Source organism: Streptomyces argenteolus, assembly GCF_042902585.1.
GTDB classification, from domain to species: Bacteria; Actinomycetota; Actinomycetes; order Streptomycetales; family Streptomycetaceae; genus Streptomyces; species Streptomyces argenteolus.
Map to the genome: position 1 here is coordinate 918,359 of NZ_JBIBEG010000001.1, position 17,067 is coordinate 935,425.

Consider the following 17,067-nt stretch of genomic DNA (forward strand, 5'->3'; position numbering starts at 1 on the left):
CGGCCCGTCAGACCGCGACCGGCTCGGCGGCCGGCGCGTTCTCGCTCTCGGCGATGACGCCCGCGACCCGGCGGAGCTTCTTCATCGGGCCGAGCTCCGACTCGTACACCTTCTTGACGCCGTCACCGAGCGAGGCCTCGATGGTGCGGATGTCACGGACCAGGCGGGTGAGGCCCTGCGGCTCGACGGAGGCGGCCTGGTCGGAGCCCCACATGGCGCGGTCGAGGGTGATGTGACGCTCGACGAAGGCCGCGCCGAGCGCGACGGCGGCGAGGGTCGTCTGGAGGCCGGTCTCGTGGCCGCTGTAGCCGATCGGGACGTTCGGGTACTCCTGCTGGAGGGTGTTGATGACCCGCAGGTTGAGCTCCTCGGCCTTGGCCGGGTACGTCGAGGTGGCGTGGCAGAGCAGGATGTTGTCGCTGCCGAGGACCTCGACCGCGTGGCGGATCTGCTTCGGGGTGGACATGCCGGTGGAGAGGATGACCGTGCGGCCGGTGGCGCGGAGCGCGCGCAGCAGCTCGTCGTCGGTCAGGGAGGCGGAGGCGACCTTGTGGGCCGGGACGTCGAACTTCTCCAGGAAGGCGACGGCCTCGGTGTCCCACGGGGAGGCGAACCAGTCGATGCCGCGCTTGGCGCAGTGCTCGGCGATCGCGGTGTACTCCTCCTCGCCGAACTCGACGCGGTGGCGGTAGTCGATGTACGTCATCCGGCCCCAGGGGGTGTCGCGCTCGATGTCCCACTGGTCGCGCGGGGTGCAGATCTCCGGGGTGCGCTTCTGGAACTTCACGGCGTCGCAGCCGGCTTCGGCGGCCACGTCGATCAGCGCGAGGGCGTTGCCCAGGTCGCCGTTGTGGTTGATGCCGATCTCGCCGGTGACGTAGACGGGCCGGCCGGGGCCGGCGGTGCGGGTGCCGAAGGTGCGCAGGCGGGAGGTGCTGCTCATGGTGGTGCTTCCTTACGTGGTGGGGGTGTCGGGGGTGAGGGTGGGTCCCAGCAGCCAGGCCGCGATCTCGCGGATGGCGCCGAAGCCACCGGGGGTGTCGGTCACGGCGCGCGCGGCGGCGCGCACCGAGTCGTGGGCACTGGCCACGGCGACGGGCCAGCCCGCCAGGGCGAAGCAGCCCAGGTCGTTGACGTCGTTGCCGACGTAGAGCACGCGGTCGGGAGCGATGGACTGCTCCTCGCACCACTGCTTGAGCGCCAGGTCCTTGCGGTCGATGCCGTGCAGGACCGGGACCTGGAGTTTGCGGGCGCGGGCGGCGACGACCGGGTTCTGTTCCGTGGAGAGGATCAGGAGCGGTACGCCGGCCCGGCGCAGGGCGGCGATGCCGAGTCCGTCGCCCCGGTGGACGGCGACGGTCTCGCGGCCGTCCGAGTCGACGTGGACGCGGTCGTCGGTCTGCGTGCCGTCGAAGTCGAGGACCACGGCGTCGATGTCCGCGCGGGTGGGCAGCGGGGAGGGGTCCAGGAGCGGCGCGAGGATCCGGGCGCGGGCCAGCTCGTGCGGGTCGTCGATCTCCAGGACCCGGGCGGGGTCGGTGGGGACGAGCGCGGTGTGCCCGAAGAAGCGGTGGCGGTGGGTGCGGAAGCCGGCCACGTCCATGGCGTACGCGGCCCCGGTCTCCAGGTAGTCCTGGGGGCGGTCCTGACGGCGGGGGCGTACGGACTTGTCGTGGTTGACGCCGTAGGTGCCGTCCTCGACGGCGCTGCCGTCCCGCCACACGAATCCGTGGAAGGGGGCGACGGTGACGGCCGTGTCGGCGCCCTCGCGGGCCACCGCGGCGGCGACGCCGTCGATGTCCTCCCGGGCGACGAAGGGGCTGGTGCACTGGACCAGGAGGACCACGTCGGCGGAGCGGCCGTGTCCCATCGCCTCGTACGCGTCCAGGGCGTGCAGCACCGCCGCCTCGCTGGTCGCGGTGTCACCGGCGATGGCCGCGGGGCGCTGCACGCAGTGCAGCCGCGCGGACTCCCCCAGTGCCTCGCCCGTGGCGCGGGCCGCCTCGGCGATCGCCGCGTCGTCGGTGGTGACGACGACGTCCGTCACCTCGGGCGAGGCGAGGCAGGCACGGACCGCGCGGCCGACGAGCGGCACGCCACCGACCTGGGCGAGGTTCTTGGCGGGGACGCCCTTGGATCCGCCGCGGGCGGGGATCACGGCGAGCACGGTGGGGGGCGGGGTCATGGTCGCTCCTGAATCGGTGGTCACAGCTCGCCCATCCGCCGGATCACGGGGGCGACCCGCTGGACGCCGTGGCGGTAGGCGCCGCGCGCCGCGTTGCGCACGGTTTCGCGCACCGCGCCCCGGACCCGTCCCGTCTCCTTGGGTGTGACGGCACCCGGGAGGGGCAGGCCGTCCGGGCCCAGGTGGTAGCGGGCGAGGATGCCGGGGAGGTAGCCGGGGGCGGTGGCAGGCGTGTAGTAGGGGGCCGGCCGGGGAAGCGGTCCGGCGGCGAGCAGCTCGCCGACCCGTGCGCGAGCCGTGTCGTAGGCCGCCCCGTAGGTACCGTCGGCGGCGACGCCCTGGCCCGCGAGCCACTCCTCGTCGGGCTCGGGACGCAGGCCGCCGTCGAGGTGGTCCCAGGAGGTGATCAGCCCGGAGCCGACGAAGTGGTGGTTGCCGAGGGCCTCACGGACACCGAGGTCAGAGAGGATCGCGGTCGGGATGCGCCGGTGCAGGGATTCCAGGGCGGCGGTCGAGGACACGGTGACCAGCAGGTCGGTGCGGTCCAGGACCTCCCCCATGTGCCCGTAGACCAGGCGGAAGTTCGGGGGCAGCCCGCCGGGCAGGCGCTCGGCGAGGCGCTGGTAGGGCAGTTCCTCGATGTGCGTGGTGTGCTCACCGGGTTTGGAGCGCAGCTTCAGCAGTACCTCGCGTCCCGGGTGCAGCCTGGCGTGCTCGACGAGCCTGCGCAGCAGGTACGTGCGGTCGGCGCGGGAGGCCGGCACGGACGGCTGGGCGGCGAACACCACGGTGTCGCGCCCCTCCTGTGCCCGGTGGGGCTCCCCGCCGAGGAAGGGCAGGGCGGCCTCGGTGACGGACGACGCGTCGGCGCCGACCCCTTCGTACACCGCGCGGAAACGCGAGGCGTCGTGGCGGGAGTTGGCCAGGACGACGTCCGCGCCGTGGCGCAGCAGGAGGCCGTCGGCGAGCTTCTCGTAGACGACACCGACGTACCCCGTGACGACGACGGGCCTGCGGGGCAGGCCGAGCGCCGCCAGTCCGTGCAGCATCGCCTGGACGGCGCCTCCGACGAGGGCCAGCACCACGACGTCGTACGCCTCGTCCCGCACGGTGTGCAGGAACTCGGCCGTCGTCACCTCGCGCACCCGGCCCGTGTCGACACCGACCTCACCCACCTCGGCGAGCTGCCTCGGCGTGGGGGTGGCCCGGCCGCGCAGCAGCAGCCCGCTGATCTCGACGGGGCGGTCCGCCGTGCCGGTCTCCGGGCCGCCGGCGAGGCGGCGCGCGGTGAGCGCGCCCCATTTCCACCGGGTGTCGGAGTCGGCCAGCACGGCTATACGCAGGGCCGTGCTGTCGGCTGCTGGGGTGACGGCCGAAGTGGCCTGGTCATCGGTACGAGGGGGCACGTCGTAAAAGCTAGGAAGCCATTCCGATCCGCGGCCCAACGCGGTGGCAACAGATGGTTAACAGCCGGTCGACGATTGGCGATCCGGTTTCTCCGCAGGGTGAATTGCCTCCACATACGGGCGGGTTCACGCTTCCGCCGTGCGTCGTTCACTTTCCGTACGCTCGGGGGACAAGGCACATGCCGAAGCCGCCCCTAACGTGACGCGGGTGGTCAAGCTCTCCGTCATCGTGCCGTTCTTCAACGTCCAGGCCTACGCGTCCGACACCGTCAGAAGCCTGCGGGCCAATACCCGTGAGGACTTCGAGTTCATCCTCGTCGACGACTGTTCGACCGACGGCACGCCGGACATCCTGCGGAGGGCGGAGGAGGACGTGCCGGGGGTGGTCGTCCGCGGTCACAAGGCCAACGCCGGTCTGGCCACGGCCCGCAACACCGGCCTGGACGCCGCCCGCGGTGAGTACATCGCCTTCCTGGACGGCGACGACTGGGTCGCGCCCGGCCACTACGCACGCCTTCTGGCGCAGACGGAGGCCCTGGGCTGCGAGTTCGTGCGCACGGACCACGTCCAGGTCACGGGCACGGCCCGTACGGTGCGCCGCGTCCCGCACGGCCCGCGCGGGGTGGTGGGCGACCCCCGGGACGCGATCCTGCCGGCCGCCCGGACGACGTCCGTGGACTACGCGTTCGCCTGGGCCGGGCTCTACCACCGCGATCTGCTGGACCGGGGACTGCTGCGTTTCACGGACGGTCTGCGCACCGCCGAGGACCGGCCCTGGATCTGGCGTCTGCACCGTCAGGCGCATTCCTTCGCCGTGCTCGGGAATCTGAGCCATTTCTACCGGCGGGGAGTCGCCTCCTCCCTCACCCAGATCGGCGACGAACGCCAGCTGGATTTCATTCGCGCCTACGACCAGGTGCTTTCCGAAACCGCGGCGGACCGCGACGCGGACGTACTGCTGCCGAAAGCGGTACGGACGTACTGCGCCGTGATCGCCCACCATGTCGGCGCCGTGGGGAAATTCGAGCCACCCGTGGCCCGCACCCTGAAATCGCTCGCTTCGGCGGCGCTCAAAAGCATGCCCCGGCCCCTTCTGGACGACGTTCTGGACACCATGGACACCGAGCGCGCGACCGTGCTGCGCCGGCTGCGCCGCCGCCCCGCCGGCATCAAGGAGACGACTGCCGCGTGACCGTCCAGATCTTCGCCGCCTCCAGCACGCACGGAACGGCCGTGCTCGCCGCGGCCGTCGACGCCGGCTGCTTCGAGGACGCGGCCCGCCGCATCCTGCTGCTCTGCGACACCGCTCCCGTCCCGGAGGCAACGCCCCCCGCCGCCTCGGTGCCCGGGGCCGGGGTGCTGCGTTCCCGCTTCGACGAGGTGCTCTCGTGGAACGACGCCGTCTTCCCGCTGCACCCGGCGGCCTGGACGCCTCGCCCCGACGACGTGCCCCTGTGGGAGCGTCATCTGCGCCGTGCCTGGGACCTCGGGGACGGGGAGGTCGAGCTGGTGCTGGAGTCCCCGCACGACTCCCCCGCCCAGGCGCTCGCCCAGGTCTTCACCGGTGGCCCGGTCACGGTGTACGTGCCGGGCCTGACCGGATACGGGCCGACCGGCGGGAAGATCAGCCCGCTGATCGGCACCCGCGTCCGGCAGGTGCTCCACCCGGACCTGGTCCCCGGCCTGGAGCCGATGCTGCTGGCGGAGTACGACGTGCCCGTCCGCACGCTCCCGCGTGCCGCCCTCCTGAAGGTCTACAGCGAACTGGCCGACGCCACCGACGGGTTCGCCTCCCCCGAGGGCGCGGCTCTGCTGCTCATGCCCGAGCCGGGAGCGCTTCCCGTCGCCGCGGAGACGGAGCTCGGCCTGCGGATGGTGCGCGGCGCCGTGGCCCTCGGCCACACGCGACTCGTCCTCCAGCCGCACCCGCGGGCGTCCGCGGTCCCCTCCGGGGCCCTGCGGGAGGAGGCCGCCCGGCTCGGCGCCGGACTCACCGTGCCCGCCGTCGGGACGGGCGGGGCCCCGGTCCCCGCCGAGGTCCTCTTCGAGCGGCTGCGGCCCGCGCTCGTCGTCGGCTGCTCCTCGGCCGCGCTGCTCACCGCCTCGGTGTTCTACGGTCTGCCCGTGGCCAGGACCGGAACCGGCACCCTCCTGGAGCGGCTCGCGCCGTACGAGAACCCCGCCAGGATTCCGGCGACGATCATCGACGCACTGCTGCCCGACCTGGCCGACACCGCCGCCGTGAGGGAGCAGTCGCCCCTGACGCCGGAGACCGTGGCCGGGGCCCTCGACGGCCTGCTGGAGGCCGTCGCCTTCGCCATGCGCCCCCGGGTCCGCCCGGACCTGCGCCCGGCCGCCGAGCGCTACCTCTCCACCCGGCTCGACGCCGGGACCTGGCGCTACTTCAAGCGCCGTCGCCTGGGCTCACTCGCCCTCCCCGGCGCCGTCCCCCGCCGCCTGGCCTTCGTCCGCCGCAACGCGACGCTGCGCCGGATGGCTCGCCGGGCCCGCGCCCTCGCGCGCCGCTGACGGCACCCCGGCCCCCCGCGCCAGCAGGAAGCGGCGCGGGGGCGGAGTCCTCACGGGCGCCACGCGGGCAGGTCCGCGGGGCTCAGCCCAGCAGGCGCGTCAGGCCCAGGCGCGTCCACAGGAGCGCGGCGCCGAAGGAGAGGGCCGTGGTGGCGGCGGTGATCGCCAGGACCAGCAGCGCCGCTGACGGCAGACCGAGGCCGGCGTCGACCAGGAGGTCGGTGAGCACACCCAGGACCAGCACGTGGATCATGTACGCCCCGAACGAGGCCCCCGCCAGCCGGGTCAGCGCCGGTCGCAGCCGCTCGGGGACCCGCACCCGGTGCAGCGGGAACAGCACCCCCGCGCTGAACAGGGCCACCAGGACACTGGCGTACGGGATGGCGTAGTGCACCCCGTGCTGGTACGCGACGATCGCGGCCAGGGCCCCGCACGCCGGGAGCAGCCACCACACTCCGCGCCTGCCGAAGGTCCCCGCGGGCAGCGCGAGCAGCAGGGCGCCCAGGACCGCGTAGATCAGCTGGTACGGGCCGAAGCCCCAGCCGAAGCGCGGCAGGTCCAGGCCGGTGACCTCGGACAGGTCGCCGAACAGGGAGGGCGCGGCGCCCAGTGCGAGGAGGGCCGCACCGAGACCCCAGGGGCGCTTGCCCGCCTTCACCAGTGCGGCGAAGGCGAGCAGCATGACGACCGGGACGTAGGCGTACAGGTACCAGAGGTGGTAGGCCGGGCGGACCGACGCGAACAGCGAGTCGAGCGCCAGCTCGCCCACGGGGTCCTCGTTGGTCCCGCGCACTCTTCCCCAGGCCAGGTAGAGCGCCGTCCACACACCGAGCGGCACCACGATGCGCACGATCCGCTGCCACAGCTGCCTGCCGTCACGGACCGGGGCACCGACGAGGACGACCCATCCCGCGATCGCGAAGAACAGCGGTACGGCGAAGCGGCCCGCCGAGTCCGCCACCAGACCGGCCCAGTAGGTGCCGGGGCCGCCGGACGCCTCCCGGCCCGCCGTGTTCACGAACGCGGAACCCGTGTGGCAGAGGATCACGCCGATCGAGCAGAGCAGCCGGACCAGATCGACGTCGTGGCGGTGTTCGCGGCGCGGGCGGGCTTCGGGGCCGGGGCGCGGGGAGAGGCCGGGGACGGGCGCGTCCGCAGGGGAGACAGAGGAAGACATGGTCATCGAAGGCTATGAACGCCCGGGTGCGGGGTGAACTCCGGTCAGGTGAACAGTCACTTCGCCCGGGTGTCGGGCAGGTGAAGGCCCCGTGCCGGCGCGGCGTTCCGGGGGCCGGGGACGTGCGGGGCGGCCTCCTCGGCGAAGGGGTCGGGCAGCCCGAACAGGTGCTGGAGCTCCGCGAGGTTGGCGCGGGTGACCGACCAGAGGCGCTCCTGCCTGCCGTGCACGTCGGCCACGGCCGCCCGATGGTGGTCCAGCACGTCCGCCGCACGCTCGGCCAGGCGGGCGCCCAGCGACCGGTCGTGGACGGACAGACCCCACTCGGGCCGCTCCAGGTCGGAGAGGAAGTAGGCGAGCTTGGGGTGCGAGACCAGGCTGATGATGGGCGTTCCGCAGCCGAAGGGGATCATTCCGGCGTGCCCGCGCATGCCGATGACCAGACGGGTACGCCGGTAGAGCCGGCGGATCCGGTCGTTGGAGAACAGGTAAAGCGGCTCCACCGGGAGCGCGATCCCGTGCTCCCTGCGCAGGTCGTGGACGAACTTCTCGTCGGCCGGCATGTGGGCCGCGTAACGGACCTCCGCACGCTCGCCGATGGCGCGTACGGCGGCGGCGGTCTCGGCCAGGAAGTGGCCGTAGTCGTGGCCGAAGCGCAGACCGGCGCGGTCGTAGGCGCAGTTGACCAGCACGGTCTCGTCCCGGTCGTCCGCGCCGGCCGGGCCGTCGAGACCGGGGTCGAGGTGACGGGCCACGGTCGTGGGGCAGGGCTGGTAGCGCACCCGGTCGCGCAGGTCCTTTGGCAGGAGCTCCCTGACCCGCTCCACGGAGCCCTGGTTGCGCAGCCCGAAGAAGGCCGACTTCTCGACCAGGGCGCGCAGGCTCGCCGCGAAGCGCTCCCGGCGGTAGCGCTGGCCGTCGAAGACGTTGTACCCGACCGCGAAGACGGCGAGCGGTGCGGTGATCCGGGCCAGGACGTCGTCGGGGATGTTCCACTGCCAGCCGCTGTTGCCGTTGGGCGCGGTGTCCGGGAGGAAGAGCCCGCCCCCGCCGACGACGATGCCGCGCCGGGCGTTCAGCTCCTCAAGTCCGGGCTCGTCGACCAGCCGGTGCACGGAGCGCTCGTGCCAGCGGGCGGGCCCGGTGTCGGGGCCGAAGCACATGCGCACCGCTTCGGGCAGCACCTTGTCGCCCGCGTTCTCCTGCCCGTCCGCGAACAGGGCGACATGGGCGAGCTGTTCACCCGGGCCGTCGTGGGCACCGGCCGAGGCGGGCACGGTGCCGGAGCGGGTGCGGACGTACCAGGCGTGGCAGTTGGCGTCGGCCGGGTCGGCGTCCAGGCCCTCCAGGGCGTAGTCCCGCGCGTCCTCGGTCCGGCCGAGCAGCCAGGCGAGCCGGGCGAGCTGACCGTAGGCGCGGGCGGCGAAGTCCGGGGACACGGTGGCCAGGAGGAGATGCGTCTCGGCCTCCTCGTAGCGGGACAGGGCCATCAGGCTCGTGCCCAGCGTCTCGTGGCAGCGCGGCAGGTCGGGCCGGTCCGCCACGGCGGGGGCCAGCAGGGCGACGGCCTCGTCGTAGCGCCCCTGCTGCCGGTGCACCTCGGCGACCTGCCGTACGAGGTCCACCGGCGCACGCCCCCCGTCGGGGAACGGCAGGGCGATGTGCAGCAGGAGGTCGGGGTGTTTGGCGCCCGGCAGGGCGCAGTAGGCGGCGCGGAATGCCTCGTCGTCCAGCTCGTACCGCTCACGCGCCGCGCGCGCCGGGGCGGCGGAGACGGAGGGGGCGGGCGCGGCTCCCTCGCGCTCACCGGCGCCGGTGCCGCAGTCCTCGCCTTCGACCTCACCGAAACGCAGGACGACGGTGCTGCCGGGCACCGGGGTGTCGTCGTGCGGGTGCCCGGCCGGGACGTCGTAACGGGAGGCGAGGGGCACGAGGAGCCCGTCGTCCGTGAGGGCGCGGTGGACCGCCGCCCGGTCGCCCCGCGCCGAGGCGGCGAGGACGGGGGCCGTCACGTCCCTGAGCTGGATCACGGCGAGCCCGCCGTCCGGGACGGCGGCGACGCCCGTGCGCAGGGCCAGCAGCGGTGCGAGCGGGCCGAGCACGACCGTGCCGGTGGTGAGCGCGACGACGGTGTCGTAGCCGGTCACATGGAAGACGTCGAGAGGGCCTTCGCCGGGACGCGGGACGAGACGCGGGTGGAGCCGGCGGGCGGCGTCGAACGCGGAGTCGGGCAGCCCGGGGTGCAGGACGAGGAAGTCCTCGCAGACGGCCGGGTCGCTGAGGGCGAGGCTGCGCAGCAGCACCAGGAGGCCAGGCATCCGGGCCTCGTCGGCGTACGCGGCGAAGGCGATCCGCCGCTTGCCGGTGACGGCGCGCCGGTCGTCGGCGGTCTCGGGGGCGGCCGGTGCGTCCGGGGCGGGGGACTGTCCGGGGCCGGCGGGCACGGTCCGTCTGTCCGCGGTGGGGTCGGGGGCGTTCATCTCAGCACGGTCCTCATCTCGGTCTCGTCCTCGTGTCGCGCGTGGGCCGCGACCCATGCGCGCTCGCGCGGCAGCAGCCGGCCCGGCAGTCCGAAGCCGATGAGGTCCAGCCGGTCCGCCGCGTCCAGGAAGTCGAGCAGCCGGAGCAGCGTGAACGCGGTGCTGGTCCGTGGCCCCCAGTCCTCCTCGCCGAGCAGCGCCGGATCGTCCAGGGGGTGCCTCAGCGAGGCGTCCCCGATGTGGTCCTGGGCACCGGGCACCAGCCGTGTGCGCAGGGCGCGGCGCCAGGGGGCGAGGGTGTCGCCGAAGACGATCCGCGTCCGGGTCCGCCGGTTCCAGGCGGGACCAGTCCACGGGGTGCCGCCGCGCAGCGTGACGGCGTGCAGGTCGGTGCGCGGGGCGTCCGCCGGGATGCCGTCGCACCGCACCACCAGGTCGTACCCGTCGATCAGCTCGGCGAGCCCGCCGCCCGGGACCCGCTCCTCCTCGGCGATCGCGGGCGCGTCCGCGACCAGGCACACGGAGCGTCCCTCGACGAGGCGGCGCAGCGCGGGCACCCCGAGCGGCTCCACGCCGCCGAGCAGGGGGTCCGCGGTCCTGTCCCGGTCCAGCAGTCTGCGGTAGGCGGCGTACAGCGTGTTGAGGCGGCGGACGGCCGGGTCGGCCATCCCTCCGCCCTCGGCGGTCCGCCGCCGCACGACCTCGGCGAAGGCGGTACGCGCCTCGCCGGCGGGGGCGTCGCGCAGGGCGCGCAGACGGGCGCCGTCCTCGGCGGGGAGCAGCCCGGCGGCCTCGTCCAGGCAGGCGCGGAGTTCCTCGAGGGTGGCGATCCGGCGCACGATGTCCCCGGCGGACGAGGGGTTCTGCTGGAGCGTCAGATGGCGTTCGTACGCCTCGACGGCCTCACCCCTCCGGCCGAGGGCGTCCAGGGCGCGCCCGCGCAGCCGCCACGCGCCCTTGGACCGGGGCCGCAGCCCGGTCGCCTCGGCGGCGATGTCCAGCGCGAGACGGTTCTCGGTGTCGCCGCCCGCGTCCAGGGCACGCTGACCGGTCCTCAGCAGCGCGTCGAACAGACTGTCCGCGTCCGTGCAGGACGCCGCCGTGAGATCACCGATGGCGGCGACCAGCCGGGTCCGGCGCGCGTCGCTCACGGGACCGCTCGCGGCCAGGCCCGCGAGGTAGTCGCCGCACAGACGCAGGGCGAGGGGCGCGGCCTGCGCCGCGGCGTCCTGTCCCGATCTGGCCCGTACTGCCTTGAGCAGCCCCGTGAAGGTCTGGCCCATGCTCGTTCCGCCGTTCTGTGATCAGTGGCCGGCCGGGGCGCGCCCCGGTTCCGGGGTCAGAGGCCCAGGCTGGTGCGGGTGCGTCGTACGGTGCGGCGCAGCCGGATCGCCGCTCCCCGCGGGCCGCCGCCGGGAAGCGTGAGCTTCTGCAGGCGGCGGCGCTTGAAGTAGTGCTGGGTGCCGGCGTCGAGGTGCTCCCTCAGCCAGGCCTCGGCCTCGGCGCGCAGCGGGGGGTGGAGGCCGGCCTGCATGCAGTAGCCGACCGTCCGGATCAGCGGTGCGAGCGTCTCCGGCGCCGTGGACGGCAGGGCGGGCACGGGCTCGCCGCCCTGCTCGTCCAGGTCGGGCACGAGGTGGTCGACGATGGTCAGCGGGATGCGGTTGCTGTTCTCGTACGGGGTGATGCGGTCGAGGACGAGACCGGTGCCGACCCGGGCGACGGGGATGCCGTAGTACACCGCGGCGGTGAACATGGCCGTCGAGAAGCAGCCGACGACGAGGGTGGGCGCGCAGCGCTCGTAGAGGGTCTCGGCGAGCAGCGGGCTGTTCAGCGTGGTGAGCCGTACGCCCAGCTCGGCGGCCGTGTCGTCCAGGGCCCGGGAGTAGCTCGCCGGTGCGGTGGGGTGGGGCTTGAAGAGCACGGAGGTGTGGCCGGCCCGCGCCGCTCCGCGCAGCATGCGGATGTGCAGGTCCTCCTCCTCCTCGGGGGTGAGGATGTTCAGGGCCGCGAGGTACTGCCCGAGGAGTACGGCGGTGGGCGCCTCGGTGTCGAGCGCCGCGAGCTGCCGGTCACCGTCCGCCGCTGCGGCGATCTCGCCGAGCACCGTGCGGAAGGCGTCGTCGGGCACGAGTTCGGGCTCGACTCCGGACTCGGCCAGGAGGAGCGGTCGCAGTCCCGGGACGAGGTCGAGGTGGAGGACCCGCCGGATGCGGCAGGCGATGGAGCGCGGCACCTTGTTGCGGGTCGGGCCGTAGGTCATCAGGCCGTCCGCGTAGACGTGCACGGCGCTCTCGGCGAAGATCGCGGCGAGCGCGCGGGCGGGGTTGACCTGGATGGACTCGACGGCGAGGTCGACGGGGCCGGTGGGGTCGATGCCCCAGGCGAGGCGGAAGGCGCGCTGCCAGAGCTCGGTCTCCTCGGCGCGCGGGCCCCAGCCGCTCGGATGGTGCGGGCTGATGGCCTCGTTCCAGTCGACGACGGAGTCGAAGCGGGCCGCGATGCCGCCGTAACCGCGCATCTCCTCCAGCCGGAGGGCGGTCTCGGGGATCGCGGCGTTGTGGGAGACGAGGAGGACACGGTGGCTGTCCTGCCCGGGTCCGAACTGCCCGGCGTCGAGGGCCGCGGCGAGCGTGGCCGCCCCGTAGAGGGTCGAGACCTGGAAGATCTGGGTGCGTCGCGTGGGCATGGGTCAGGCGGCCTTCTGCTTGTCACGCAGGCGGTTGAGCAGGGTGCTGCGCTTGGCGTCCATCATCGTCAGGGTGTGGTCGAGCACCTGCTGCGGCATGCGGTGCAGCGCGGCGGCCGACTCGTGGCGCAGGCGCCGGAAGGTGGCGGGCTCGTACACGTCCGCCTTCTCGTTGTGGAAGGCGATCATCGCGCAGTAGGTGCGGACGGCCTTGGGGAGCAGGAGCTCGGCGTCCCGGTCCTCGTGGATCTCTTCGAGCAGCGCGTCGTAGGCGGGGAAGAAGTCCAGCTGGCGCGAGTCCTTGATCTGGGTCAGTGAGGTGGTGACCCCGCGCCGGTAGAAGATCCCGTACAGGTTGAGCGCCGCGCAGGTGCGGGCCCGCAGGTGCAGCTGCCAGATCCACAGCCGGTCCTCGGCGGTGCGCAGCCGGGTGGTGAAGCGGTGGCCGCCGTCGTCGAAGAGCCGCCGGTGGTAGACGCCCGCCCAGACGAAGGGGTAGTCGACCATCGTCTCCCATTCGGGCGAGGCGATGCCCTCCCGGGGGTCCAGCACGGTCTCACGCAGCGGCGCGGGCGCGCGCTTGACGACCCGGCTCGTCCCGGTGGCCTGCACGTGGTCGGTGCGGGCGAAGTCGCAGTCCAGCTCGGCGGCCGCGTGCAGCAGCCGGCCCAGATGGCCGGGGGCGTACCAGTCGTCACCGTCGAGGAAGGTGACGAAGTCACCCCGGGCGGCGTCGATGCCGCTGTTGCGTGCCGCCGCGATACCCAGGTTCTCGCCGTGCCGGATGACCTCGGCGTTCGGGAGTCTGTCGGCCCAGCGGTCGACGACGGCCGGTGTCTCGTCCGTGGAGCAGTCGTCCACCAGCAGGAACTCGATGTCGGGGCCGGTGTTGCGGGCGAGGCTGCCCAGCGTCGTGTCGGCGAAGGCACCGACATTGTGGAACGGGACGACAACGGACAGTTTCGGCACGCGGGCCCTCACCTTCGATCATGGTCCGCACACGCTAGTGAGAGGGAGGGAGGAGCGGGTGTCGCCCGGCCCGACGAACGGTGAACTCTGGGCGTCCCCGGGGTGACGCGGCCCGGGGGAGCCCGTCGGCACGACGGCGGGCCCCCGGCACCGGCCGGCAGGCGGCCTGCGATCCCGGGGCCGGCCGCCGGCCGCCCGGCTCTCCCGGCACCGGCCGCCCGGCGGCCGAGCCCCGTCGGCACGGTGGCGCACATCCGCACCCCGGCGGCGAGGGTCACTTCACCCCGTACCGCGCCTCGATCCCCGCGACGACGATCCACAGACCGTCCTCGAAGCGTTCGTCGTAGTCGGTGAAGATCTCGGTGCCGGCCGCCGCGGCGAGCGGATAGCACTCCATGCGGGCCGCGCGTTCAGCGATGTCGTACCCCTCCCGCTGCTCGTCCGGCATGGGCTTCACGCCCTGCTCCTCGGCGACGAAGCCCATCGTGTACGCGTTCACCGTCATGCCCGCGCGCACCGCCTGCCGGAGGTCGAACCCGGCGTCGACCATCGTGCGGAGGTGGCGTTCCAGGCCCTCGGCGTGGTCGGTGCCGGTGAACCGGGCGCCGCCGTAGACCTTGGCCCCGTCGCGGTAGCGCAGGAGCGCGCCGCGCAGTGCGCTCTGGTACGCCACCATCTGCTGCTGCCAGGTACGGGGGGCGGGACCGGCCAGGTCGCCCTCCAGCATCCGGCGGTACATCACCGTGGCCATCTCGTCGAGCAGCGCCTGCTTGTCCTTGAAGTGCCAGTAGAGCGCCGGCGCCTTGACGTCCAGCTCCCTCGCGATGGCGCGCAGGGTCAGCCCGTCGAGGCCCACCTCGTTCAGCAGCCTCAGCGCCGTGTCGGCGACCCGCGCCCTGTCGATCTTCGTCGTACCCACCTTGACAATTTAACAGCGTTAAGCACAGACTCCCACCCATGGAACTTAACAGCGTTAAGGAAACCGGTGTCCTCGTCGTCGGCGCGGGTCCCAGCGGCCTCGCCCTGGCCTGCGATCTCGCCCGCCGCGGAGTGCGCTCCCTCGTGGTGGAGCGCGCCCCGTCGCTCTTCCCCGGCTCACGGGGCAAGGGCGTCCAGCCCCGCACCCGGGAGGTCTTCGACGACCTCGGCGTGGGGGAAGCGGTACGGGCGCACGGGGGAGCTGCGCCGGTGGGGATGACCTGGAAGGGCGGCGAGCGCCAGGGCGCGTACGACATGTTCCGCCGGGCCGCGCCCACCGAGGCGGAGCCGTACGGGGAGCCCTGGATGGTCCCGCAGTGGCGGACGCAGGAGATCCTGCTCGCACGGCTGCGCGAGCTGGGCGGTGACGTGCTCTTCTCGGCGGCCCTGACGGGGCTGTCCCAGGACGAGGGCGGGGTCACGGCGCGGCTCACCACCGGCGAGGTCCGGGCCTCGTACCTGGTCGCGGCGGACGGCGGGCGGTCCACGGTCCGGCGCGCGCTCGGCATCGCGATGGAGGGCGAGACCGTCGACCCCTCCCCCACCCTGGTGGCCGACGTACGGATCGCGGAGGGGGCCCTCGACCGCCTCAACTGGCACATCTTCCTGGGCGACGCGGGACTGCTCACCCTGTGCCCGCTGCCCGGCACCCCGGACTTCCAGCTGGTCGCCCAGTTCCGGGAGGGAGTGCCCGACACCTCGTCCGAGGGCGTGCGGGCCCTCGTCGCCGCCCGCACCCATCTGGGCGCGGACGACGTCACCGAGGTCCGCTGGTCCTCCGACTTCAGGCCGCGCGCGGCCCTCGCGGACCGGTTTGGCGTGGGCCGCGTCCTCCTCACCGGCGACGCCGCACACGTCCACTCCCCGGCCGGCGGCCAGGGGCTGAACACCAGCGTCCAGGACGCGTACAACCTGGGCTGGAAGCTCGGTCAGGTGCTGCTCCACGGTGCGCCCGAAGCCCTCCTGGACACCTACGAGCAGGAACGCCGCCCGGTGGCCGCCGAGATGCTGGGCCTGTCGACCCGCATCCACCGGGGCGAGCAGGAACGCGGAGCCGCCGCCCAGCAACTGGGGCTCGGCTACCGCGAAGGACCCCTGGCATCGGGCCGGGCAGGGCGCCTGGAGGCGGGTGACCGGGCGCCGGACGGGCGCACCGACGAGGGCGGACGGCTCTTCGACGTCTTCCGGGGACCGCACTTCACCCTGCTCGCGGTCGGCACGGACGCCCCGCTGCCCGCACGCGAGGACGAGACCCTGCGGACCTGCCGCGTCGAGGGGAACGAGGCCTACGGCACGGGCCTGTTCCTGGTCCGGCCCGACGGCTACGTCGGCTGGGCGGGCGAGGACACCTCCGGCCTCGCCGCGTACGCCGGACGCGTGGGCCTTGACCTCGACTTCGCTTGAGGTCCTACCGTCCGGTCCATGGAGTACTCACATGACGACGAAGGACTGGCACGGCAGCCCATCGGCTACTGGAGCTGGGCCGCCCACGAAGCGACCGTGACGCACATACGGGCGGCACTGGCCGAACACGGCCTGACCCAGCCGCCCTGGTGGGTGCTGAACCAGCTCACCGAGGCGGACGAGCACGGCCGTCCGCGCGCCGAGGTGGTCGCGGTGCTCCGCGGCTATCTCCGCGACGGCGCTTCCCTGGAGCCCGCGATCGACGCCCTCGTCGGCCAGGGCCTGGTCACCGAGGACGCGAGCACCCGGCTCCGGCTGACACCCGAGGGGCACGCACTGCGCGCCGAGGCGTTCGCACGGGTCGCCAGGGCGCGGGCCACGATGCACGACGGCATCCCGGACGAGGAGTTCGTCGCCGCGCTCAAGGTCCTCCAGCGCATGATCCACAACGTGGGCGGCACCGCCTGGCACCACTGAGGCCCGGCACCACCGGACCCCGGCGCCCCGCTCAGACGCTGCTGAACGACAGCTTGGCCGCGAACCCGAGGAACAGCACGCCGGCCGCCGAAGTGGCCCCCGCCGACAGCCGCTTACGGCGGCGGAACGCCGCGGCCAGGCGGGTGCCGCCGAATATGAGCGTCGAGAGGTAGAGGAAGCTGCCCAGCTGGAGCAGCGTGCCGAGCAGCAGGAAGGACAGCGCCGGATAGGCGTATCCCGGATCGACGAACTGCACGAAGAAGGAGATCAGGAAGAGGATGGCCTTCGGGTTGAAGAGGCTGACGACGAGGGCCCGCCGGTAGGGGTGCTCCGCCCCTGCCACGGGCGCACGGCCCTCGTCCGTCAGCTCGGCCACCCGCCGGTGCCGCTCGCGCCACATCGAGGCGGCGGCCCGCAGCATCCCGATCGCCATCCACGTCAGATAGCCCGCACCCGCGTACTTGACGACGGCGAACAGCAGCGGCGTCGTCTGGAGCAGCGACGCCGCGCCCAGCGCGGACAGGGTCATCAGGATCGTGTCGCCGGTCCACACGCCGGCGGCGGCCACGTAACCGGTGCGCACCCCGCGCCTGGCGGCGACGGACAGCACGTACAGCGAATTCGGGCCCGGCAGCAGAATGATCAGTACGAGGCCGGCGAGGTAGGTCGGAAGATCGGTGACACCCAGCATGGACGGAGTGTCGCACGCGGGTACGACACTCCGTCCGGGCGGTCCGGAATGCGGAGGATCACCCCTCGCTGCTCGGGACGCG

General features: G+C 73.5%; 14 protein-coding genes. 4 read left to right on the forward strand and 10 right to left on the reverse strand.

Features of this window, described 5'->3' with window-relative positions:
• Positions 1–7: 7 nt before the first annotated feature.
• From ACFY8O_RS04065 to ACFY8O_RS04075, 3 genes are read right to left on the reverse strand one after another with little or no spacing between them, the layout of a single operon-like run.
• Entirely contained in the window at positions 8–943 is a 936-nt protein-coding gene (locus ACFY8O_RS04065; protein WP_145803824.1) for an N-acetylneuraminate synthase family protein, read from the reverse strand.
• Positions 944–955: 12 nt separating this feature from the next.
• Positions 956–2,185 (reverse strand): cytidylyltransferase domain-containing protein, encoded by a 1,230-nt coding sequence (locus ACFY8O_RS04070; protein WP_145803826.1) that lies wholly within the window; start codon positions 2,183–2,185, stop codon positions 956–958.
• 20 nt (positions 2,186–2,205) lie between these two features.
• Positions 2,206–3,591 (reverse strand): DUF6716 putative glycosyltransferase, encoded by a 1,386-nt coding sequence (locus ACFY8O_RS04075; protein ID WP_387898589.1) that lies wholly within the window; start codon positions 3,589–3,591, stop codon positions 2,206–2,208.
• A 208-nt stretch (positions 3,592–3,799) separates the two neighbouring features.
• Here ACFY8O_RS04075 and ACFY8O_RS04080 point away from each other — a divergent pair, with 208 nt between their 5' ends.
• Together ACFY8O_RS04080 and ACFY8O_RS04085 are read left to right on the forward strand one after the other, a co-directional pair.
• On the forward strand, positions 3,800–4,783 hold the full coding sequence (locus ACFY8O_RS04080; RefSeq protein WP_387899569.1) for a glycosyltransferase family 2 protein: 984 nt from the start codon (positions 3,800–3,802) through the stop codon (positions 4,781–4,783).
• Complete coding sequence (locus ACFY8O_RS04085; protein ID WP_387898591.1) at positions 4,780–6,120, forward strand: polysialyltransferase family glycosyltransferase; 1,341 nt, start codon at positions 4,780–4,782, stop codon at positions 6,118–6,120. The genes ACFY8O_RS04080 and ACFY8O_RS04085 overlap by 4 nt, the downstream gene beginning before the upstream one ends.
• Before the next feature lie 82 nt (positions 6,121–6,202).
• Here the strand turns inward: ACFY8O_RS04085 and ACFY8O_RS04090 are convergent, their stop codons facing one another.
• The 6 genes from ACFY8O_RS04090 to ACFY8O_RS04115 form a co-directional block, all read right to left on the reverse strand.
• Complete coding sequence (locus ACFY8O_RS04090; protein WP_145803834.1) at positions 6,203–7,303, reverse strand: acyltransferase; 1,101 nt, start codon at positions 7,301–7,303, stop codon at positions 6,203–6,205.
• A 50-nt stretch (positions 7,304–7,353) separates the two neighbouring features.
• Positions 7,354–9,777, reverse strand: a complete 2,424-nt coding sequence (locus tag ACFY8O_RS04095) for a polysaccharide pyruvyl transferase family protein (RefSeq protein ID WP_387898595.1) — start codon at positions 9,775–9,777, stop codon at positions 7,354–7,356.
• Entirely contained in the window at positions 9,774–11,060 is a 1,287-nt protein-coding gene (locus ACFY8O_RS04100) for a hypothetical protein (protein ID WP_387898598.1), read from the reverse strand. Before ACFY8O_RS04100 ends, ACFY8O_RS04095 begins: the two co-directional genes overlap by 4 nt.
• 56 nt (positions 11,061–11,116) lie before the next feature.
• Positions 11,117–12,466 carry a polysialyltransferase family glycosyltransferase gene (locus ACFY8O_RS04105; RefSeq protein ID WP_387898601.1) on the reverse strand — a complete coding sequence of 450 codons (1,350 nt, stop codon included), beginning with the start codon at positions 12,464–12,466 and terminating at the stop codon, positions 11,117–11,119.
• Between the two features lie 3 nt (positions 12,467–12,469).
• Entirely contained in the window at positions 12,470–13,435 is a 966-nt protein-coding gene (locus tag ACFY8O_RS04110; RefSeq protein ID WP_387898603.1) for a glycosyltransferase family 2 protein, read from the reverse strand.
• Between the two features lie 274 nt (positions 13,436–13,709).
• The gene (locus ACFY8O_RS04115; RefSeq protein ID WP_387898605.1) at positions 13,710–14,354 is read right to left on the reverse strand and encodes a TetR/AcrR family transcriptional regulator C-terminal domain-containing protein; all 645 of its coding nucleotides are present in this window, start codon (positions 14,352–14,354) and stop codon (positions 13,710–13,712) included.
• Between the two features lie 38 nt (positions 14,355–14,392).
• Between ACFY8O_RS04115 and ACFY8O_RS04120 the strand changes: the two genes are divergently transcribed.
• Both ACFY8O_RS04120 and ACFY8O_RS04125 read left to right on the forward strand, forming a co-directional pair.
• A complete protein-coding gene (locus ACFY8O_RS04120; RefSeq protein WP_387898608.1) occupies positions 14,393–15,817 on the forward strand; it encodes an FAD-dependent monooxygenase in 1,425 nt (474 codons plus the stop codon).
• An 18-nt stretch (positions 15,818–15,835) separates the two neighbouring features.
• Entirely contained in the window at positions 15,836–16,294 is a 459-nt protein-coding gene (locus ACFY8O_RS04125; RefSeq protein ID WP_387898611.1) for a MarR family winged helix-turn-helix transcriptional regulator, read from the forward strand.
• 31 nt (positions 16,295–16,325) lie between these two features.
• On the opposite strand, the gene leuE is transcribed toward ACFY8O_RS04125, so the two are convergent.
• Complete coding sequence (leuE, locus tag ACFY8O_RS04130; RefSeq protein WP_387898613.1) at positions 16,326–16,985, reverse strand: leucine efflux protein LeuE; 660 nt, start codon at positions 16,983–16,985, stop codon at positions 16,326–16,328.
• Positions 16,986–17,067: the final 82 nt, after the last annotated feature.